The sequence below is a fragment of the Bradyrhizobium diazoefficiens genome (genome assembly GCF_016612535.1).
Taxonomy (GTDB): Bacteria; Pseudomonadota; Alphaproteobacteria; order Rhizobiales; family Xanthobacteraceae; genus Bradyrhizobium; species Bradyrhizobium diazoefficiens_C.
On record NZ_JAENXS010000002.1, the window covers coordinates 1518739 to 1539624 of the forward strand.

The 20886-nt window shown below is 63.4% G+C and carries 21 protein-coding genes; 9 read left to right on the forward strand and 12 right to left on the reverse strand.

Translation table 11 applies throughout. The features are described from left to right. Position 1: 1 nt before the first annotated feature. Positions 2 to 577 (forward strand): GNAT family N-acetyltransferase, encoded by a 576-nt coding sequence (locus JJE66_RS24130; RefSeq protein WP_200516968.1) that lies wholly within the window; start codon positions 2 to 4, stop codon positions 575 to 577. 3 nt (positions 578 to 580) lie between these two features. Here the strand turns inward: JJE66_RS24130 and JJE66_RS24135 are convergent, their stop codons facing one another. From JJE66_RS24135 to JJE66_RS24145, 3 genes are all read right to left on the reverse strand, one after another. Continuing rightward, positions 581 to 793 (reverse strand): hypothetical protein, encoded by a 213-nt coding sequence (locus JJE66_RS24135; RefSeq protein WP_177242959.1) that lies wholly within the window; start codon positions 791 to 793, stop codon positions 581 to 583. A 131-nt stretch (positions 794 to 924) separates the two neighbouring features. Beyond that, a complete protein-coding gene (locus tag JJE66_RS24140; protein ID WP_200516969.1) occupies positions 925 to 1374 on the reverse strand; it encodes a flagellar basal body rod protein FlgC in 450 nt (149 codons plus the stop codon). A 115-nt stretch (positions 1375 to 1489) separates the two neighbouring features. After that, a complete protein-coding gene (locus tag JJE66_RS24145) occupies positions 1490 to 2539 on the reverse strand; it encodes a hydroxyacid dehydrogenase (RefSeq protein ID WP_200516970.1) in 1050 nt (349 codons plus the stop codon). A gap of 241 nt (positions 2540 to 2780) precedes the next feature. Here JJE66_RS24145 and JJE66_RS24150 point away from each other — a divergent pair, with 241 nt between their 5' ends. The 3 genes from JJE66_RS24150 (at position 2781) to JJE66_RS24160 (ending at position 4415) form a co-directional block, all read left to right on the forward strand. Continuing rightward, positions 2781 to 3341 carry a thiamine pyrophosphate-binding protein gene (locus JJE66_RS24150; protein ID WP_200516971.1) on the forward strand — a complete coding sequence of 187 codons (561 nt, stop codon included), beginning with the start codon at positions 2781 to 2783 and terminating at the stop codon, positions 3339 to 3341. A 22-nt stretch (positions 3342 to 3363) separates the two neighbouring features. After that, positions 3364 to 3960, forward strand: coding sequence for a thiamine pyrophosphate-dependent enzyme (locus tag JJE66_RS24155; protein ID WP_409362843.1), 597 nt, complete (start codon positions 3364 to 3366; stop codon positions 3958 to 3960). A gap of 77 nt (positions 3961 to 4037) precedes the next feature. Further along, on the forward strand, positions 4038 to 4415 hold the full coding sequence (locus JJE66_RS24160) for a VanZ family protein (RefSeq protein WP_200516973.1): 378 nt from the start codon (positions 4038 to 4040) through the stop codon (positions 4413 to 4415). Positions 4416 to 4457: 42 nt separating this feature from the next. Here JJE66_RS24160 and JJE66_RS24165 read toward each other — a convergent pair whose 3' ends face one another. The 8 genes from JJE66_RS24165 to JJE66_RS24200 form a co-directional block, all read right to left on the reverse strand. After that, on the reverse strand, positions 4458 to 4841 hold the full coding sequence (locus JJE66_RS24165) for a DUF1236 domain-containing protein (RefSeq protein ID WP_200516974.1): 384 nt from the start codon (positions 4839 to 4841) through the stop codon (positions 4458 to 4460). Between the two features lie 114 nt (positions 4842 to 4955). Further along, positions 4956 to 5843, reverse strand: coding sequence for a 2-hydroxy-3-oxopropionate reductase (locus JJE66_RS24170; RefSeq protein WP_200516975.1), 888 nt, complete (start codon positions 5841 to 5843; stop codon positions 4956 to 4958). 12 nt (positions 5844 to 5855) lie between these two features. Continuing rightward, entirely contained in the window at positions 5856 to 6641 is a 786-nt protein-coding gene (hyi, locus tag JJE66_RS24175) for a hydroxypyruvate isomerase (protein WP_200516976.1), read from the reverse strand. An 11-nt stretch (positions 6642 to 6652) separates the two neighbouring features. After that, positions 6653 to 8443 (reverse strand): glyoxylate carboligase, encoded by a 1791-nt coding sequence (gene gcl, locus JJE66_RS24180; RefSeq protein WP_200516977.1) that lies wholly within the window; start codon positions 8441 to 8443, stop codon positions 6653 to 6655. A 152-nt stretch (positions 8444 to 8595) separates the two neighbouring features. After that, a complete protein-coding gene (locus JJE66_RS24185) occupies positions 8596 to 10398 on the reverse strand; it encodes an adenine deaminase C-terminal domain-containing protein (RefSeq protein WP_200516978.1) in 1803 nt (600 codons plus the stop codon). Between the two features lie 85 nt (positions 10399 to 10483). Next, complete coding sequence (locus tag JJE66_RS24190; RefSeq protein WP_200516979.1) at positions 10484 to 11284, reverse strand: NYN domain-containing protein; 801 nt, start codon at positions 11282 to 11284, stop codon at positions 10484 to 10486. Between the two features lie 106 nt (positions 11285 to 11390). Continuing rightward, positions 11391 to 12230: an IclR family transcriptional regulator gene (locus JJE66_RS24195; protein WP_200516980.1), complete on the reverse strand. Its 840-nt coding sequence runs from the start codon at positions 12228 to 12230 to the stop codon at positions 11391 to 11393. 91 nt (positions 12231 to 12321) lie between these two features. Then, positions 12322 to 14451, reverse strand: coding sequence for an acetate--CoA ligase family protein (locus JJE66_RS24200; RefSeq protein WP_200516981.1), 2130 nt, complete (start codon positions 14449 to 14451; stop codon positions 12322 to 12324). A 100-nt stretch (positions 14452 to 14551) separates the two neighbouring features. Here JJE66_RS24200 and JJE66_RS24205 point away from each other — a divergent pair, with 100 nt between their 5' ends. The 5 genes from JJE66_RS24205 (at position 14552) to JJE66_RS38200 (ending at position 19244) form a co-directional block, all read left to right on the forward strand. Further along, positions 14552 to 14722 (forward strand): hypothetical protein, encoded by a 171-nt coding sequence (locus JJE66_RS24205; RefSeq protein ID WP_200516982.1) that lies wholly within the window; start codon positions 14552 to 14554, stop codon positions 14720 to 14722. Between the two features lie 77 nt (positions 14723 to 14799). Beyond that, a complete protein-coding gene (locus tag JJE66_RS24210; protein WP_162006348.1) occupies positions 14800 to 15492 on the forward strand; it encodes a GntR family transcriptional regulator in 693 nt (230 codons plus the stop codon). Between the two features lie 78 nt (positions 15493 to 15570). Next, complete coding sequence (oxc, locus tag JJE66_RS24215; RefSeq protein WP_200516983.1) at positions 15571 to 17304, forward strand: oxalyl-CoA decarboxylase; 1734 nt, start codon at positions 15571 to 15573, stop codon at positions 17302 to 17304. Between the two features lie 63 nt (positions 17305 to 17367). Further along, positions 17368 to 18645, forward strand: coding sequence for a formyl-CoA transferase (gene frc, locus JJE66_RS24220; protein WP_200516984.1), 1278 nt, complete (start codon positions 17368 to 17370; stop codon positions 18643 to 18645). A 416-nt stretch (positions 18646 to 19061) separates the two neighbouring features. Beyond that, on the forward strand, positions 19062 to 19244 hold the full coding sequence (locus tag JJE66_RS38200; RefSeq protein WP_246756648.1) for a hypothetical protein: 183 nt from the start codon (positions 19062 to 19064) through the stop codon (positions 19242 to 19244). A 177-nt stretch (positions 19245 to 19421) separates the two neighbouring features. On the opposite strand, the gene JJE66_RS24225 is transcribed toward JJE66_RS38200, so the two are convergent. Next, positions 19422 to 20399 carry an AraC family transcriptional regulator gene (locus tag JJE66_RS24225; RefSeq protein ID WP_200516985.1) on the reverse strand — a complete coding sequence of 326 codons (978 nt, stop codon included), beginning with the start codon at positions 20397 to 20399 and terminating at the stop codon, positions 19422 to 19424. Between the last annotated feature and the right edge of the window lie 487 nt (positions 20400 to 20886).

The window sequence follows — 20886 nt, forward strand, 5'->3', positions numbered from 1 at the left end:
GATGAACGAAACAGCCGTCATGCGCGCAGACGACGAGCCGGTCCTGGTCCGGCCCTCGCGCGAGAGCGATGTCGAGGCGATGCTGGCGATCTACCGCCATCACGTCCGCAATGGTGTGCCACGCGACGTCGAGGGAACCGGCGCGCCGGAGCCGGACGATCTGCGCGACCGGCGCAAGAATTTGAAGCAGACCCGCCTGCCGCATCTGGTCGCTACCTATCGCGGCGAGGTCGTCGGCTATGCCTATGCGGTGCTGTTTCGCAAGCGCCCGGCCTACCGCTACACGGCCAAGCACTCGATCTACGTCCACCATGAGCATCTCGGCCGCGGGGTCGGGCGCTTGCTGCTCCAGGAGCTGATCGACGCTTGTGCGGCGGCCGGCTTCCGCCAGATGATCGGCTATATCGATGCCGACAACGCCCCATCGCTGGCGCTGCACGAAAAGTACGGGTTCTCGCGCGCCGGCCTGCTCTGTGGCGTTGCCTATCGCCACGGCCGCTGGTCCGACACCGCCATGGTGCAGCGTTCGCTCGGCGCCGGCGCAACCGCGCCGCCCGTCGCGGCGCCCAGCCGCTAGGCCTTACGACGGAAAGTCAGCCGGTCTGACCTGGATGCGGTCGGCATGCAGCGACCAATGATGCAACGCCTGGTCCTTGCAAAACCTCGCCTTCGCCCGCTCCCTGGCCTCGTCCTCGTCGGCGGCATCGATCTCGAGCGCGCCTTGGCAGACTTCGATCTGCCGGCCGTACTGACCAAGCACGTCCTTCATGAACTTGACGACGTAAGTGGACATGGGACCTCCCTGTGCCCCCCGCGGCACTCTAATCCCATTTAGTCCTGATGCGTGAGGGAGAATTTGACGGAGATCAAGGCCAGCGGCGGTTCCGCGCCGCTAATTCAGCCGACGGTTCGATCCGTCAGCCATCACGTCTTGATATCGAGCAGCGCGTCCGTCGTTTCGGAATAGGCTTGAATGACCTTCGCATTGGCAATGTAGCTGTACTTTGCGCTCGCCAGTTGAACGAAATCGCTGGCGAGATCGACATTCGGCACCGCGACCAGGCCGTCCTGGTTTGCGAAGGGAGCGCTTGGATCGGATTGCGCGGTATAGCTCGGCGATACCGTCGACACGGTCGCAATCGTACCGCTTGGCGTCGAGCCGCTCGATTGGTCGACCTGATCGACTCGCAGCGGCGCATAAGCCGCGGGAAAGGTCGAACTCATGCTCGAACTGCCGGCACCGACCGATGAGCTCGATCCGCCTGACGTAGGGAGCGGGCCGGTCGTCCGAACATTCGCGATATTGCTCGCGGCCACGTTCACGCGCAAGCTTGCCGCAGAGAGTCCGGATGTCGCAATCGAAAGTATGCTCATGAACTCTCATCTACAGGACAAGTAATACACGTTCACTCGCACCATCGATAAGATTCGCCGCTTTGCATTTTCATCATGGTACCCAATGATGGGGGCGCAATTGCACTGCGCGCGCCTACCCCGGCGTGACGCCAAAGGCCTGCTTGAAGCGCTCGGCATAGACCGGCCAGACCTCGGGGTTGATGATGCGCGGCGGCCGCTTGCCGTCCAGCGTCTCCAGCACTTGCTCGGCCGCGATGCGGCCCATGTTTTGGCGCGCTTCGATGGTGACGCCGGCCGTATGCGGGCTCGCCAGCACGTTGTCGAACTGGAGCAGCGGATGCTCCGGCGGCGGCGGCTCCTTGGACCAGACGTCGAGGCCGGCACCGGCAATGCGCTTGTCGCGCAGCGCCCCAAGCAGCGCGTCCTCGTCGTGGATGAAGCCGCGCGCCGTGGTGATGAAATAGGCGTGCGGCTGCATCAGCGCAAATTCGCGCACGCTGATCATGTTGCGGCTGCCCTTGTTGAGCGGACAGGAGATCGAGACGAAATCGGCGCGGCGCAGGAGCTCGTCGAGCTCGACCTTCTCGCCGCCGCGCTCGGCCATCACCTCGGTCGTGAGGTATGGGTCGTACGCCAGCACCTTCATGCCGAGCAGGCCCTTGCACAGCGCGGCGATACGGCGGCCAACATTGCCGAGGCCAATGATACCAACGGTCTTGTGCTCGACCTCGTTGCCAACGAGTTCGTTGCGGTTGACGTTGGACTCCCTGCGGAGCTTGCGGTCGGATTGGATGATCCGCTTGGACAGGGTCAGCATCATCGCCAACGCATGTTCCGCGACCGAATGCGCGTTGCCGCCGGATTGATTCACGACCAGCACGCCCGCGTCCGTGCAAGCCTCGACATCGACGGGGTCGAAGCCCGCGCCGTTGCTGGAGACCAGCAGCAGGTTCGGCGTGCGCTTCAGGAAGGCGGCGTCGACATGGAAATGGGGGGCGAGCTCATCGCGGGCAGCGCCAATCTGGTAGACATGCGCCGCGCTCAGGATGGGCGCGTAGAAGTCCTCGAGGCTCTCGTTCTCGATGCGGTCGAGCCGGACGTCGGGCCGCGCCTTCAGGATGTCGATATAGATCGGATTGGCCAGGTATTTGACGTAGAAGATGCGCTTGCTGTTGACCGACATCAGGACCCTTCCGGCTCTCTCAAGGAGACCCGCAAGGCCAGCGCGATGCGCGCCCCGTCCATGCGTCCCTCCCGTTTTATCATTATCCCGCTTATGGCATGGCGGTGCCGGCCTCGGCAGGCCGTCTGGCGCAGATCACGGTGCCGGCCCGGACATGTTGACAATCCTGCCCGCTCCGTCAAGTTCAGCAGACCGCCGCGACGGCCAAAGAAGAAGCATGCGCGGCTCAAGGGAGAACGCAATGGCGATTGCGGAACAGCAGACGCAGGGAACACAGGCGTCCGGCGAAAGAACCTGGCATGGCATCGTCCTGCAAATCCTGAAGCGGAACGAGATCAGCCTCGTCCCTTACGTGCCCGACCGCGTGCTGACGCCGCTGATCAAGACTTTGCACGCCGATCCCTTCTTCACGACCTTTGCGACCGCCCGCGAGGAAGAGGCCGTCGGCATCGTCTCGGGCGCCTGGATGGGTGGACGGCGCGGCGCGGTGCTGATGCAGACCTCCGGCTTTGCCACGCTGGCCAATACGCTCGCCTCGCTCGCGGTGCCCTACCAGATCCCGCTGATCATGTTCGTCTCCGAGCGCGGCACGCTCGGCGAGTTCAATTACGGCCAGTCGCTGGTTTGCCGCACCATGCGCCCGGTGCTGGACTCGCTGGCGCTGGAGCACCACACCGTCACCCGGCTCGACGAGCTCGAATTCATCGCCGATCGCTCGATCAAGCAGGCCGTCACGACGCAGGCGCCGGTTGCGCTGATCCTCAACCCGCTGCTCACCGGCGGCAAGACTTTCGACAAGTGAGGTCAGCCAGATGAATTCAAGAATGAGCGCACGCAACACCAAGGTGATGAACCGGTTCGATGTGACGAAGCGCCTGATCGCGAAGCTCGAGCATGAGGAAGCCGTGATCGGCGGCATCGGCAACACCAATTTCGATCTTTGGGCTGCCGGCCATCGCCCGCAGAATTTTTACATGCTGGGCAGTATGGGCCTCGCCTTCCCGATCGCGCTTGGCGTGGCGCTGGCGCAGCCCGAACGGCGCGTCTTCGCACTCGAAGGCGACGGCTCGCTGCTGATGCAGCTCGGCGCGCTCTCGACGATCGCGGCGCTGAAACCGAAGAACCTGATCATGATCGTGATGGACAACGGCATCTACCAGATTACCGGCGCGCAACCGACGCCGGCCGCGGGTGTCGCCGACATCGTCGCCATCGCCCTGGGCTCCGGGCTTGCCAACAGCGCCTGGGCCGCGGACGAGGAGGATTTCGAGCGGCTGGTGGACGAGGCCATGTCAGCGTCGGAGCCGAGCCTGATCGCGTTGTGCATCGACGACAAGCCCGGCGTCGGCGCCACCCGCAGAGACCCCGTGCAGATCCGCGAGCGCTTCATGCACGGCCTCGGCGTGCGCGAGCCGCTTTAACATTTCGTCATTAACTACACGGCGATCTGATCCTTGCGCCGTAACAGTCGACTGTCAATCCGTGCTATCCGCACCGGATGTCCATTCTCATTCGCGCCTTTGCCTGGCTGCTCGCCGCCGCCGTGACCTTTGCAACGCTCGGGCCCCCAGGCCTGCGGCCGCATTCCGACCTCGGCCAGGACGGCGAACACGCGTTCGCCTTCATTCTGGTCGGGCTGGCCTTCGGCCTCGCCTACCGGCAGCGCCGCCCGGCCGTCGCGGCCATTTCGGTGGTCCTGATCGGTCTGCTCGAATTGATGCAGTTCTGGTCCCCGGGGCGCCATGCGCGGCTCGAGGATTTCGTCGTCGATGCTGTCACGGCCTGCATCGGCTTTGCGCTCGCAGCCGCCGCCGATTGGGTTTTGAGACGTCTTCGCCCAAACTCGGTCGTCACAAGCGAAGGCCCCGCGGAATAACGCTCCGCAGGGCCTCACATTTCGAAGCCGGTATCGACGCGATCAATCGATGATCTTGACGACGCGACGCGTATGCGGGTCGACGATCACGCGGCGATCGTTCACGACTGCATAGCGATACTGGGTGTAGTTCGGCACCGGCCGCAGCACCACGGTCGCCGGTAGCGGCTCGCCGACCACGACGCGCTCCTGAACCACGACAGAGTCGTCGCGCGGGATTCCGCCGAGGACCGCATTCGGAATTTCCAGACCGGCGCCGACAGCCGCGCCGACGGTGCCGCCGACCATGGCGCCGACCGGGCCGCCGATGTCGCCACCTGCGCGCGCGCCGTTCCTGGCGCCCTCTTCAGTCGTCGACTGGGCAAAGGCTGCGCTCGACGCTAGCAGCGACGCGGCAGCCAACGAAATCGCAAGACGGGTTTTCATGTCCACACTCTCCAGTGTTTGTTGATGCGCCTTCAACCGCGGGGCCGGATCATTGTTCCGGTTCCCCGACGACGAAAGACACGCCAAACCTAGAGAGTGTTACGGCGTAACAGTTCAGGCTGCGGCGATCTCGTGCCCCGCCATCAGTTCCAGCGCCCGCACCATCGCCGAATGATCCCAGCCCTTGCCGCCATGCGCGGTGCAGGACGAGAACAATTGCTGCGCCACCGCCGTGCTCGGCAACGACAGACCAAGTGCACGCGCACCTTCGAGCGCGAGGTTGAGATCCTTCTGGTGCAGCTCGATGCGGAAGCCAGGATCGAAATTGCGCTTCACCATGCGTTCGCCATGCACTTCGAGAATGCGCGAGGAGGCAAAGCCGCCCATCAACGCCTTGCGCACCAGTGCAGGGTCGGCTCCGGCCTTGGATGCGAACAGCAGCGCCTCGCTCACCGCCTCGATCGTCAGCGCCACGATGATCTGGTTGGCGACCTTCGTCGTCTGGCCGTCGCCATTGGCGCCAACATGCGTGACGTTCTTGCCCATCTTGTCGAAGATCGGTTTCATGGTGTTGAAGGCCCGCTCCGGCCCGCCGACCATGATGGTGAGGCTCGCTGCCTTGGCGCCGACCTCGCCACCCGACACCGGCGCATCGAGATAATCCGCACCGAGCGCCTCGATCTTCTTCGCGAACTCTTTCGTCGCCAGCGGCGAGATCGAGCTCATGTCGACCACAATCTTGCCCTTGGAGATGCCGCCCGCGACGCCGTCCTTGCCGAACAACACGGCTTCGACATGCGGTGTATCCGGCACCATGATGATGACGGCATCCACCTCCTCCGCCACCTCCTTGGCCGATTTGCAGGCGGTGCCGCCGGCTGCGATCAGCTCGGGCGCGACCGGCGCGACGTCATGCAGGAGAACGCGATGGCCCGCGGCCAGAAGATGGCCGGCCATCGGCCTTCCCATGGTGCCAAGTCCGATGAAGCCGATGTCGATCATGTCAGGATATCCTCAGGTCTCAAACGTCTGCGCGGCGTGCCAGGACAGGCCTTCCAGCGTCGTGGTGCGCGGCTTGTATTCGCAGCCGATCCAGCCGCGATAGCCGATTGCGTCGAGGTGGCGGAACAGGAAAGGGTAGTTGATCTCGCCGGTTCCGGGCTCATGGCGGCCGGGATTATCGGCGAGCTGGATGTGCGCGATCTGCGGCAGATATTCCTGCATGGTCCGGGCGAGATCGCCCTCCATGATCTGCATGTGATAGATGTCGTACTGGACGAACAAGTTGTTCGACCGCACCTCGGAGATCAGCTGTATCGCCTGCTCGGTACCGTTGAGAAAGAAGCCGGGAATGTCCAGCGTGTTGATCGGCTCGACCAGCAGCTTGATTTTCTCGCGCGCCAGCGTCGAAGCCGCGAAACGCAAATTTCCGACCAGCGTCTCCTGAAGCTCGCGGGGATCCGCATCCACAGGTGCGATGCCGACGAGACAATTGAGCTGCTCGCAATCGAGCGCCTTGGCATAGTCGATCGCGCGGAACACGCCGTCGCGGAATTCGGCAGCGCGATCGGGCATGATCGCGATGCCGCGCTCGCCACCGGCCCAGTTGCCGGCGGGGAGATTGTGCAGCACTTGCGTCAGCCCGTGGACTTCGAGCTGCTCGCGCAAGAGCGCCTTGTCGAAATCATAGGGGAAGAGATACTCGACCCCGGCAAAGCCCGCTGCTTTCGCCGCCGCAAAGCGGTCGGGAAATGGCATCTCGTTGAAGAGCATGGTGAGGTTGGCGGCAAATTTCGGCATGATGCGGTTCCCTATTCTGCCGGCTGCAACACGCCGGGCCTGACGGTCCCGACCTCGTCGAGCGGCAGATCCAGCACCTCCTCAAACTCGACGATGTTGTCGATCTCCGTGCCCATCGCGATGTTGGTGACGCGTTCGAGGATGAACTCGACCACCACGGGCACGCGGTGCTTCTTCATCAATTCGCGCGCGGTCGCGAACGCCGCCTGGGTCTCCTTGGGGTCGGTGACGCGGATCGCCTTGCAACCGAGGCCTTCGGCGACCGCGACATGGTCGACGCCGTAACCGCCGAGTTCGGGCGCGTTGATGTTCTCGAACGAGAGCTGGACGTGGTAATCCATATCGAAGCCGCGCTGGGCCTGGCGGATCAGGCCGAGATAGGAATTGTTCACGACGACGTGGATGTAAGGCAGATTGAACTGCGCCCCGACCGCGAGCTCCTCGATCAGGAACTGGAAGTCGTAATCGCCCGACAGCGCGACGATGTCGCGATCAGGGCATGCCGCGCGCACGCCGAGCGCCGCCGGCAGCGTCCAGCCGAGCGGTCCCGCCTGGCCGGCATTGATCCAGTTGCGCGGCTTGTAGACGCCCAGGAACTGCGCGCCGGCGATTTGCGACAGGCCGATCACGCTGACGTAGGTCGTGTCACGGCCGAACGCCTTGTTCATCTCCTCATAGACGCGCTGCGGCTTGATCGGGACATTGTCGAAATGGCTCTTGCGCAGCATGGTCTTCTTGCGATCGCGGCAGGCGGCGGGCCAAGCCTGGCGCTCGCGCAACCTGCCGGAACGTCGCCACTCCCTGGCGACGGTGACGAAGAGTTCGAGCGCGGCCTTGGCGTCCGAGACGATGCCGAGATCGGGATTGAACACGCGGCCGATCTGGGTCGGCTCGATATCGACATGCACGAAGGTGCGGCCCTTGGTGTAGGTCTCGACCGAGCCGGTGTGACGGTTGGCCCAGCGGTTGCCGATGCCGAGCACGAAGTCCGATTCCAGCATCGTGGCATTGCCATAGCGATGACTGGTCTGAAGGCCGACCATGCCGGCCATCAACACGTGATCGTCGGGGATCGCGCCCCAGCCCATCAGCGTCGGCACGACAGGAACGTTGGCAATCTCGGCGAATTCCACCAGCAGGTCGGATGCATCGGCGTTGATGATGCCCCCGCCCGCCACGATCAGCGGCCGCTCGGCCGCATTGAGCATCTCCAGCGCCTTTTCGACCTGTTTTCGCGTGGCGGTCGGCTTGTAGACAGGCAGCGGCTCATAGGTCTCGTCATCGAACTCGATCTCGGCGAGCTGCACGTCGATCGGCATGTCGATCAGTACCGGCCCCGGCCGCCCCGAACGCATCACATGAAACGCCTGACTGAACACGCGCGGCACCAGAGCCGGCTCGCGCACCGTCACAGCCCATTTGGTCACGGGCTTCGCGATCGACTCGATGTCGACGGCCTGAAAGTCCTCCTTGTAGAGCCGCGCCCGCGGCGCTTGCCCCGTGATGCAGAGGATCGGAATGGAATCGGCGATCGCCGAATAGAGCCCGGTGATCATGTCGGTGCCGGCCGGCCCGGAGGTACCGATGCAGACGCCGATATTGCCGGCCTTCGCCCGCGTATAGCCCTCGGCCATGTGCGAAGCGCCCTCGACATGGCGCGCGAGGATGTGGCGGATCGAGCCGCGCTTCTTCAGCGCCGAATACAGCGGATTGATTGCGGCTCCGGGAACGCCGAAGGCGGTGGAGATGCCTTCCTTTTCCAGGATGCGCACGGCTGCATCGATAGCTCGCATCTTCGCCATATCGGACCTCGCTTGGTTTAAGTCAGCGAGCGAGATCATCGGGTGCGCAGGATGCGATCTCAACGAGATCGATTTTATTTTCCACGATGCGGCAGCCGCGGAAAAACCGCGGTCGTCTCAAACGGTTAGATCGAGAAGCACGTGAAAGCAGATCACTCGAACAGCGGTGCCAGCTCCATCTGCGGTACCAGCACGAGGCCCTTGTCGGTGATGCGTATTTCCGGAATGACCGATAGCGGAATCAGATTGAAGCCCATGTAGGGGATGCTGCAGCCAGCCTCCGCCCACTCGTGCTTCAGGACCTTGACCTCCTCGGCCACCTCAGTGACGCGCTTGTCCGAGAGCAGCCCCGCGATCGGCAGCGGCACGAACGCCCTCACCTTACCGTCGGCGACGACACAGACGCCGCCCTGGTGTTCCCTAATCGCCGCAATCGCCACCTGCATATCGGGCTCGTTGGTCCCGGCGAGAATGATATTGTGGCTGTCGTGCCCGACGCTGGAGGCGACCGCGCCGCGCTTCAGACCAAAATCCTTCAACAGGCCATAGGCCACGTTGCCGGCCGACTTGCCGTGGCGCTCGACCACGGTGACAAAGCACAGGCCGTAGCGCGCGAACAGCGACGGCCAGTCCTTGGCGGGCTCGATTGCAACTTTCTCGTGGATCAGCGTGATCCCCGGCAGCGCGGTCTTGATCGCGTTGACGGTGCAGGCTTTCGATGGCAGGTCCGGCGTCAGCTTCAGCTTCTCCGGCAGCTTCACGGTGACATAGGCCGCCTTCGGGTATTGATAGCGCTGCGACAGCGCCTGATCGAGCCGTGGCGTGATCTTGCGGTTCTCCACCACCAGCTCGCCGCCATACCAGGTCGATTGCGGCTTGAGATTGTCATCCATCAGCACGAGATCGGCGCGGCGACCGCCGCCGAGCCCGCCGATATCGCCGTCCATGCTGAACCGTGTGGCGCCATGGAGCGAGCCCATCGACCAGGCCTGCTCCGGCGACATCCCTGCCTTTACGGCTTCGCGGACCACCCAATCGAGACCGAACAGCAGGAGATCGTCGGCATCGCGATCATCAGTGCAGACCGCAGTCCGCTTGTGTGAGGCGCCGAGCTCGGTGATGGTGCGGATCGCCTGCGGCAGCGAGTGCCACGGCGTGGTCGGCGGCCCGCCACGCAGGAAAACCCAGACGCCGGCATCGAGCAGATCGTCGGCGATGTCACGGTCGATCGCCTCATGGGTGTCGGTGACGCCGCTTGCCGCATAGGCCGCCACGAATTCGCGGCCATAGACATGCCCGGACACCGGCCGCCCGCGTTTCAGGGCCGCAGCGAGGATGGCGTGGCTGCGCTCGTCCCCCATGGTCACCGGCACAAAATCCATCTTCTCGCCAAGTGCCACCGCTTCGGGCCAGCGATCGAACAGGCCAGCGATCTTGTCTGGCGTGAGGTCGCCCCCGGCGGTCTCCAGTGCAGCCGAAGTTGCCGGCACCGTCGACGGCACGGTCAGGAAGATCGAGAGCGGCGCCTCGCGCGCGTCCTCCAGCATCGCCTCGACGCCGGCGACGTCCATGACGTTGCCGATCTCGTGGCTGTCGCAGAAGATCGTGGTGGTGCCGTTGAGCAGCGCCGCCTCCGCGTAGGCACAGGCCGTCACCATCGAGGACTCGACGTGGATGTGCGGATCGACCAGCCCCGGCGCGATGATGCCGCCAGCCGCGTCATAAGCCGCGACGTCGTTCCACACCTTCTTCGCCGCACCGGCCGGTTTCACCGCAGCGATCCGACCGCCGGTGACCCAGACCTCCCGTCCCGGATGGATCCGCTCCGAATAGGTCGAGAGCACCCGCGCGCCCGCGATGACGAGATCCGGCGCGATGCGCGCGGAGGCGACATCGGCGAGGCGGCGCGTCATCGCATGCAACGGCGCGACGGCAAAACGAGTCAGTTTGGTCATCGGGAATCTCGCGTGGCGTTACGGCCCCGCGATGGTTACGCCCCATGCCATACGGGGCAAGCTCAAATATAACGGCACGTCCTGCTTACGCTTTAGGCGTCGAACCACCTGCGGCCCCCGATCGAGCAGGTCTGCGCCGGTTCCGCGTTTGCGACGGCGCCGCGGCCGTGGGCTTGATCCGAATCCGCATCGACCGGCCCTTTGGCTCATCGATCTCGAAGGAATTTGTCTTTCGCACGAGGTCACTCAGCTTGCGGAAGCCAAAGGTCCTTGGATCGAAATCAGACGCCAAATTGGCAAGCTGCCGGCCGACTTCTCCGAGCGTCACCCAGCCGTCCTCGCTTTCCATCTGGGTGATGACCTTCTTGATGATGGGCGTCGCCGCATCGGGAGGCTGAAGCGATGTCGACCTTGAGGCGGCGTCCTGGGTGGTCGCCGTGCCGGCAAGCAGGTTCTCGGTGTAGACGAACCTTCGGCAAGCCTGCCTGAAGCTTTCCGGTGTCTTCTGCTCGCCGAACCCAAAGACGTCGACGCCCTGCTCCCGGATTCGGGCGGCGAGACGGGTAAAATCACTGTCGGACGACACCAGGCAAAAGCCGTCGAACCGGCCGCTGTGAAGCAGGTCCATTGCATCGATGACCAGGGTTATGTCGGAGGCATTCTTTCCCGTCGTATAGGCGAACTGCTGCTGCGGGATGATCGCATGTTTCGAGAGAATGTCGGCCCAGCCCCTGGATCGCGCATTGGAGAAGTCACCATAGATGCGGCGAACGCTGGCCTCACCGATCTTGGCAATCTCCTCGAACAGTCCATCCGCGATCTTAGCGGAGGCATTGTCGGCGTCGATCAGGACAGCGAGACGGGGCGAACGGAGCTCGGACGGCATGACATTCCCCAAAAAGGACGCGACGACGGTAGATGGATATACCGATGTCGGGGCTCTTGCCGCCAGACCTGATTTCATTCAAGGCGCGAAGGAGCGCAAACCTGGCTCAGGCCGGGTTCGCCTCCGGCATCACGCCGCCGAGGGCCGCCGTGAGCTCTGCCGCCACCTCGCGCACCATGCGGCCGACCTCCGGAAGCCGGGCGTCGGTGACCCGGCTGGTCAGGCCCGAGACGGAGATCGCAGCGAGCGGCTCGGCGAGCGCATTGTAGACGACGGCGGCGACACAGCGCAGGCCCATTTCGGCTTCCTCGTCGTCGATCGCATAACCCTGCTTGCGGATCGCTGCGAGTTCCCGGAATAGGTCGCTCGGCCGGACGATCGACTTCTCCGTCAAACGCGGCATGCCGTGATGGCGGATGACGGCGCCGACGTCCTCGTCCGAATAGGTCGCGAGCACCGCCTTGCCGACGCCCGACGTCACCATGGGAACGCGGCCGCCAACCTTGGTCAGGGAGCGCATGATCTCGCGGCTCTCCATGCGGGTCAGCACGATGATGAATTCGTCGTCAACCACGGCGAGGTTGGCGGTCTCGCGGGTGAGATCGCGCAACTTGCGCAGGTACGGAATCGCCTGCGCGGTGAAATTCCGCCGCCGCGCGAAGCTCGCGCCGACCGTGAAACTGCGCACACCGACGTGCCATTTGGATTCAGCGCGGTCAAACTGCACGAAGCGGCGGCTTTCCAGCGTCGCCAACAGGCGGTGCACGGTCGAAGCCGATAGGCCGGTGCGGACAGCGAGATCGCTGAGGCGATAGCCTTCGTCGTCCTCGGCCAGCGTCTCGAGAATGGACAGCGCGCGGTCGACGGACTGCACGCCGCCGTCACGGTCGGCTTCCGATGCCGATCGCGGCTCGAGCGATTTGCGCCTGATCACGTTCTTGCCCATCGCGACCTGACTGTTCTCACCTCTCCCCGCGCTTGTCCGCCGAAGCCTGGGCGAAGGCCGATGCGGGGAGAGGCGAATGGACGCCGTCGTCTCAGAGCAGCCCTGCCCCGCGCGCCCATTTGTACTTGGCGCCGAGCACTTCGACCGGGAGCTCAGTCGAGTAGGCATAGGCCGGGATGCCGTTCTGGTAGAGATATTCGGCGGCTTCCTCGACCTCGACGTCGCCGGCGAGGGAGGCCACGATCGGCTTGACGAAGCCCTTGGCCTCCATCTCCTTCTTCACCTCGACCATGTTGCGGGCGAACACCATCGGCGGCGTGACGATGGTGTGCCAGTAGCCGAGGATCAGCGAATGGATGCGCTCATCGGTCAGGCCGAGCTTCACCGTGTTGACGTAGGTGATCGGCGGCTCGCCGCCGGTGATATCCACGGGATTTCCGGCCGCACCGAACGGCGGGATGAACTTGCGGAAGGCCGCATCGAGATCCGGCGGCATCGACATCAGCGACAGGCCGTTGTCGACGCAGGAGTCCGACAGCAGCACGCCCGAGCCGCCGGCACCGGTGATGATCAGCACGTTCTCGCCCTTCGGCGTCGGCAGCACCGGCACGCCACGGGCGAATTCGAGCAATTGCCGCAAGCTACGGGCCCGGATCACGCCGGACTGCGCCAGGACATCCTCGTAGATCTTGTCGTTGCCGGCGAGCGCGCCGGTGTGCGACGAGGCGGCCTTGGCGCCGGCCGAGGTGCGGCCGGCCTTGAGCACGATGACGGGCTTCTTCTTGGAGACGCGTTTTGCGGCTTCCGCGAAAGCGCGGCCGTCCTTGAGGTCTTCGCAGTGCTGCGCGATCAGGTTCGTGTTCGGATCCTGCTCGAAGAAGGCGAGCAGATCGTCCTCGTCGATGTCGGACTTGTTGCCGAGGCCAACGATGGCGGAGACGCCCATCTTGGCCGAGCGCGAGAATCCGATGATGGCCATGCCAATGCCGCCCGACTGCGACGACAGCGCCGCGTGGCCCTTGACGTCATAGGCCGTGCAGAAGGTCGCGCAGAGATTGGCAGGCGTATAGTAGAAGCCGTAGATGTTCGGCCCCATCAGGCGGATGTCGTACTTCTTGCCGATTTCGACGATCTCGGCCTGCAGCTCGGGCGCGCCGGCTTCAGCGAAGCCCGACGGGATCAGCACTGCACCCGGGATCTTCTTCTCACCGCATTCGACCAGCGCGCCGGCCACGAACTTCGCGGGGATCGCAAACACCGCGGTGTCGATCACGCCCGGCACGTCCTTGACGCTCTTATAGGCCTTGTAGCCGAGGATCTCGGCAGCCTTGGGATGGATCGGATAGATCTCGCCCTTGTAACCGCCGTTGATGAGGTTCTTCATCACGGAGTTGCCGATCTTGCCGTCTTCCGCGGAGGCACCGACTACGGCGACCGCCTTCGGCTGCATGATGCGGCTCATCGCGGCGACGATCTCTTCGGTCGGGCGCGGCTTCGGCTTGGGCTTGTAGGCGAAGTCGACGACGATGCGCACGTCGGCCGCGATCGCATCCTTCGCCGTCGCGAACACCGGGTTGAGGTCGAGCTCGATAATCTCGGGGAAATCGGTGACCAGCTGCGAGACCTTGACGATGACTTCGGCCAGCGCCGTGCGGTTCACCGGCTCGCCGCCACGCACGCCCTTCAAAATCTCATGCGCCTGGATGCCGTCGAGCATCGAGAGCGCGTCTTCCTTGGTCGCGGGCGCGAGGCGGAAGGTGATGTCTTTCAGCACTTCGACCAGCACGCCGCCGAGGCCGAAGGCGACTAGCTTACCGAACGAGCCGTCGGTGATGGAACCGACGATCACCTCGGTGCCGCCGGCCAGCATCTGCTGCACCTGGATGCCCTCGATCTTGGCGTCGGCCTTGTACTTCCTGGCGTTCCCGAGAATGGTCTCGTAGGCCTTCTCGGCATCCTCAGCCGTTTTGACGCCGACAATGACGCCGCCGGCCTCGGTCTTGTGGAGGATGTCCGGCGAGACGATCTTCATCACCACCGGGAAGCCTATCGAGGACGCCATCTTGCCGGCCTCGCCCGCCGACTTCGCCACGCCTTCCTTCGGCACCGGGATGCCGTAGGCGTCGCAGACCAGCTTGCCTTCCGGGGCCGTCAGGCTGGTGCGGTTGTCCGCCTTGACCTGATCAAGGACCTTGCGGACGGCGTCTTTGGAATTGGACATGTGGCTTCTCCCTTGACCTTCAGTTCTTTGCTTTGCAAAGCGCGCGTAGTGCGGCTGCCCGTGATACTTGCCATCGCCGCGCTCTGTTCCGCGTGGCGGAATGCAGCGGCACAAGGGCCTGGACTACTCCGCCGGTTTGGATCAAAAATGGCTAGCGATGGCATTTGGTATGCCAGAAGCCAACTTGTCAAGCCAGAGCACCATCCAGAACGCCGCAAAAAATCGCCAGCTTGACATTCTGGCATTTGGTATGCCAAAAACTTTCCGGTAAATATTCCTGTAAAAGACGACTCCCACTGGAGGAGAATCGTCGTGTCACTGCGGAAACCAACCAAGGCATTGCCAAACATGGCCGAGGCAGACATCGCAATCGTTCGTATTGCCCCGGAGAGCAGCTTCAAGAACAAGGCGTATGACGCCTTGAAGGAAGCCATCCTCAAGATGGACATCTACTCGACGCCCGAGCCGGTGATGCTGGACGAGCGCGCGCTGTCCGAACGCCTGGGTGTGAGCCGGACCCCGATCCGCGAAGCCATCGCGATGCTCGAGCAGGACGGTTTCGTGAAGACCGTGCCGCGCCGCGGCATCATGGTGGTGCGCCGGACCAAGAGCGAGATCGTCGACATGATCCGCGCCTGGGCGGCGCTGGAGAGCATGGCGGCCCGCCTCATCACCACCACCGCACGCAAGAAAGACATCACGGCGCTGCGCGACTATTTCAAGGACTTCAGCAAGGACCGCCTGCCTGAGGATCACGTCGAGGAATATTCGCGCGCCAACATCGCCTTCCACCAGGCGCTGATCTCGCTGTCGGAATCCCCGGTGCTGGTCGATCTCACCAACGACCTCCTGCTGCACGTGCGCGGCTATCGGCAACTGACGATCGGACGCAAGGACCGCACTGCGACCTCGCTGCCCGAGCATCTCGGCATGATCGAAGCACTGGAAGCGCGCGACACCGAGCTCGCCGAGAAGCGCGCCCGCGACCACACCCTTGGTCTTGCTGCTTACGTCGAGGCGCACGGCCAGGAACTCTTCTAACTCACAACGTTCACCAGAAGGGCGAACCACTCGCCCGCAAAGCCTCAACGGCATCTTGAGACCAGGGAGACAAGGCCCATGCTGAATACCGCGACCAAGTCCGAAGCACCGGGCACCGAGCAGGAATTGACCGATGGTTTCCATCTCGTCATCGACGCGCTCAAGCTGAACGGCATCAACACCATCTACAATGTGCCGGGCATCCCGATCACGGATTTGGGCCGCATGGCGCAGGCGGCCGGCATTCGCATGATCTCGTTCCGCCACGAGCAGAACGCCGGCTATGCGGCCGGTATCGCCGGCTTCCTCACCAAGAAGCCCGGCATCTGCCTCACCGTCTCTGCGCCCGGCTTCCTCAACGGTCTCACCGCGCTCGCGCACGCCACCACCAATTGCTACCCGATGATCCTGATCTCGGGCTCCTCCGAACGCGAGATCGTCGACCTCCAGCAGGGCGACTACGAAGAGATGGACCAGCTCGCGATCGCCAAGCCGCTGTGCAAGGCGGCCTATCGCGTGCTGCATGCCCAGGACATCGGCATTGGCCTCGCGCGCGCCATCCGTGCCGCGGTCTCGGGCCGTCCGGGTGGCGTCTATCTCGACCTGCCGGCCAAACTGTTCGGCCAGGTCATGAACGCCGACGCCGGCCGGAAGTCGCTGGTCAAGGTGATTGACGCAGCTCCCGCGCAGCTCCCCTCGCCCGCTTCGATCAAGCGCGCACTCGACGTGCTCAAGAACGCCAAGCGTCCGCTCATCATCCTCGGCAAGGGCGCGGCCTACGCGCAGGCCGACGAGGAGATCAAGACCTTCGTCGAGAAGAGCAGCGTGCCGTTCCTGCCGATGAGCATGGCCAAGGGCCTGCTCTCCGACACACATCCGCAGTGCGCCGGTGCTGCCCGCTCGACCGTGCTGAAGGACTCCGACGTCGTGCTGCTGATCGGCGCGCGGCTGAACTGGCTGCTCTCGCACGGCAAGGGCAAGAACTGGGGCGACGCGCCCAAGAAGTTCATCCAGATCGACATCGAGCCGAGGGAAATGGATTCCAACGTCGAGATCGTCGCACCCGTGGTCGGCGATATCGGTTCGGTGGTCGCGGCCTTCAACCAGGCAATGGCTTCGGGCTGGACCGCTCCGCCCGCCGAATGGACCAAGGCCATCGTATCCAAGCGCGAAGAGAACGTCGCCAAGATGGCGCCGAAGCTCATGAACAACAAGTCGCCGATGGACTATCACGGCGCGCTCGGCGTGCTGAAGAACGTCATCAAGGAGTATCCCGAGGCGATCCTCGTCAACGAGGGCGCCAACACGCTCGACCTCGCCCGCGGCGTCATCGACATGTATCGCCCTCGCAAGCGTCTCGACGTCGGCACTTGGGGCGTAATGGGCATCGGCATGGGCCAGGCGATCGCCGCCACGCTCGAGACCGGCCACCCCGTGCTCGCGGTGGAAGGCGACTCGGCCTTCGGCTTCTCCGGCATGGAGGTCGAGACCATCTGCCGCTACAACCTTCCGATCTGCATCGTCATCTTCAACAATGACGGCATCTATCGCGGCACCGACGTCAACAGCGTCAACGCCGATCCCGCGACGACGGTGTTCGTCAAGGGCGCGCGCTACGACAAGATGATGGAAGCCTTCGGCGGCGTCGGCGTGAATGCCACCTCGCCCGACGAGCTCAAGCGCGCCGTCAACGAGGCGATGGCTTCAGGCAAGCCGACGCTCATCAACGCGGTGATCGATCCGGCCGCGGGTTCGGAGAGCGGCCGCATCGGCAACCTCAATCCGCAGAGCGTTCTGCAGAAGAAAAAGTAAGTCCACCCCTCAACCCTTTATTCCCTGTGGTTAGCAGGGGCAGACAGAGTACGGAGCAACACCATGACCAAAGCGCTCGAGGGCGTTCGCATTCTCGACTTCACCCACGTCCAGTCCGGACCGACCTGCACCCAGCTGCTCGCCTGGTTCGGCGCCGACGTGATCAAGGTGGAACGTCCGGGCGTGGGTGACATCACCCGCGGCCAGCTGCAGGACATCCCGAACGTGGACAGCCTGTATTTCACCATGCTGAACCACAACAAGCGCTCGATCACGCTCGACACCAAGAACCCCAAGGGCAAGGAGGTCCTCACCGAGCTGATCAAGAAGTGCGACGTGCTGGTCGAGAATTTCGGCCCCGGCGTGCTCGATCGCATGGGCTTCCCCTGGGAGAAGATCCAGGCGATCAACCCGAAGATGATCGTCGCCTCGATCAAGGGCTTTGGCCCCGGGCCGTACGAAGACTGCAAGGTCTATGAGAACGTCGCGCAGTGCACCGGCGGCGCTGCCTCCACCACCGGCTTCCGCGACGGTCTGCCACTCGTCACCGGCGCGCAGATCGGCGACAGCGGCACCGGGCTGCATCTGGCGCTCGGCATCGTCACCGCGCTCTATCAGCGCACGCATTCGGGCAAGGGCCAGCGCGTCACGGCTGCGATGCAGGACGGTGTCCTCAACCTCGCCCGCGTCAAGCTGCGCGACCAGCAGCGCCTCGAGCGCGGCCCGCTGAAGGAATACAGCCAGTTCGGCGAAGGCATTCCGTTCGGCGATGCCGTGCCGCGCGCCGGCAACGATTCCGGCGGCGGCCAGCCCGGCCGCATCCTGAAGTGCAAAGGCTGGGAGACCGATCCCAACGCCTACATCTACTTCATCACCCAGGCTCCGGTCTGGGAGAAGATCTGCGACGTGATCGGCGAGCCGACCTGGAAGACCGATCCGAACTACGCCAAGCCGGCGGCCCGCCTGCCGCGGCTGAACGAGATCTTCGGCCGCATCGAGCAGTGGACGATGACCAAGACCAAGTTCGAGGCGATGGAAATCCTCAACAAGGACGACATCCCCTGCGGTCCGATCCTGTCGATGAAGGAGATCGCGGAAGACCAGTCGCTGCGCGCCACCGGCACCGTGGTCGAGGTCGATCACCCGACCCGCGGCAAGTACATCTCGGTCGGCAACCCGATCAAGCTGTCGGATTCCCCGAGCGACGTGCAGCGTTCGCCGCTGCTCGGCGAGCACACCGACGAGATCCTGCGCTCGGTGCTCGGCTTCAGCGACCACCAGGTCGCCGACATCCACAAGTCCGGCGCACTCGATCCGCCGCAGAAGCAGGCCGCCGAGTGAGCGACACCGCAATGCGTGAGACGAAAGGGCCGCCCATCAGGCGGCCCTTTTTTTGCATTTGAAAGGCCGTGCGGTCGCAGGCCCAACTCAAAACTGAAAAACAACCCCATGCACAGTAGCCAACCTCTTGGCCAACAAACAGTTTCGTATTTTTCGAAAAAATCTTTGACACGTCGGGCAAAACAGGGGCAAAGTGTGATCGTCAGAGATGGCGTTGCCCCCTCGCCTCACGCGGTGGTGCCGAATTAACGAGACCCCGCAGGAACAGACGCGATAGCGCCCCGTTGTCCAGCACTGGTGAGTCTGCGCGATCGCAGACGGCCACCGACAAGGTCGATCGCCACCGCGCCGAGAGCGGGAAACGCTCTGTGCGGCGCCTTTCGAGATCGCACCCGTCCAGCCACATCGAGGTCAATATGATGAGAGATCAGCCCGCGTCCAGGGCCATGCGGGACGCCAACAGGGCATTCAAACCGGTCGAAACCAAGAAGGAGATGACGGACTACGCGAAGACGCAACAATCTCTTCACGAGAATCGGGAGCGCCTGAAGGCCGAGCGACTGGCCCGAGAGGCCAGCAAGGGAAGTCACCGCGAATGAGGACATGCTGGTGAGACAATATTGCTTCGACATCAGAGACGGCGCGCCAATCTACGCCGGAGCCCGCTGCGGCCCTCTTCCGACACCCGTTACTCTCTCCCGCTCTCCATGGGCGTCCGTCGCCGTCGTAACGCGACGCACGTTTGAAGCTCCAATTCGATTGCCCGGAGGGAGCGATCACAGGACCTCCGGTTGTCCGCGCGCGGCCGTTGGCGTCAAACCAAAACGTCGGCGAAAGCAGCGATTGAAATAAGAGATTTCACTGAAACCGCAGGCTTCGGAGATTTCGCCGATCTTCATTCGGTCGTTGCGAGGATCAGAAAGCATGCTGCGGGCGCGCTGCAGCCGCAGTTCCAGCACGCGCTCCGTGAAAGTGGATCCGGCCTCCTGCAGCAAGGTTTGAACATAGCGCGGCGTGACGCCGAGCCTGGACGCGATCTCGTCCGGGGAGAAGTCGGGGTTGGCGAAACCGGCCCGAATATTCGACAGGACATCCTGAAGGCGAGCGGCGCGCAGGCCACGCATCTGCGCGATTTCGCTGGCATCCCGGCCGGCTCCCAGCGCGAGCGTCATGAGGTCGAGTAGCGTCGTTTCGATGTGCGCGGCCAGATCGGGATCATCGGCCGGTCCATCCGATTCCACCAGAAGCGTCAGATAGCGGCGCAAGTGCCGCATCGCTGGAGTCCGAGAATCAAGGGGCCTGGCGACGAGATCTTCCAAACCGGCGACATGATCTTCCAGACGTGCCTGAGGAACCGCTACTTGCAAAAATCCGTTGCGATCGCGGGCACGCAAATCGACCGGATCGTTGCAAGTGCCAAGCACGGCGGTGGCCGGATCGAAGGTTACGTCGCGCCCACGCTGCGAGAACGATACCGGGCCCGGATCGGATCGGAGGCAGAGAAAAAAGTCCGGACGCATGCCTCGGGCAACTTCTGGCGATGTGGAGAAGCGATCGGTCGTTCCTGCGAGCCGCACCAGCAAGGCGCTGCCGAATTGTGCGGCCTCGAGGTATTGCGAAAATGCACGGTCGGGCAGGCAGGAAACCTCCATCCCGCCAAACACGGCGTAGAGAAAATGGCGCCATTCCGACAGGCGTGCGCGGTCGTCGAATCGGGCCGGCAGGTTGTCGGTGGAAAAAGCAATCTTGTTCAAAAGCGACCTCGTCCGTTTGGCGGGACGGCCCACAAGACCTCAGCCGGACATGCGCTTCCGGCTCTGCACGTCAACATCGCATTTGGCGTCGCATTTGAAAGCAAATAAATCCGGTATTATGGCGCAAACGCCACAAGCGGCCTCCGCTTAGCGTTCGCACCTAGACTAGTGCCGTTCATTCTTGAAAGGAATGAACGATGCGGCGGCTACTGCTGGCACGGGGGAATCGGATCAGCTAAAGATCGGGAACCGCGGATGACCAAACATGGCAAATGGCCATATTGTTCCGGGTGGGATTGGTCTGTCAGTGACTGGATCTATACCGTTAAAGCGGACTTCTTCGCAGAATTGCGTCACGCGAACAGGCGTATCCAGAAAAACGTCATTATACTCCAATCTGAACACCGCGAATATTCGACACTCTCTTCGACTACATCGAATCAAGTCTGCTATCGGCATTGCGACGGAGCCGCCAGCCGGGAGCCAA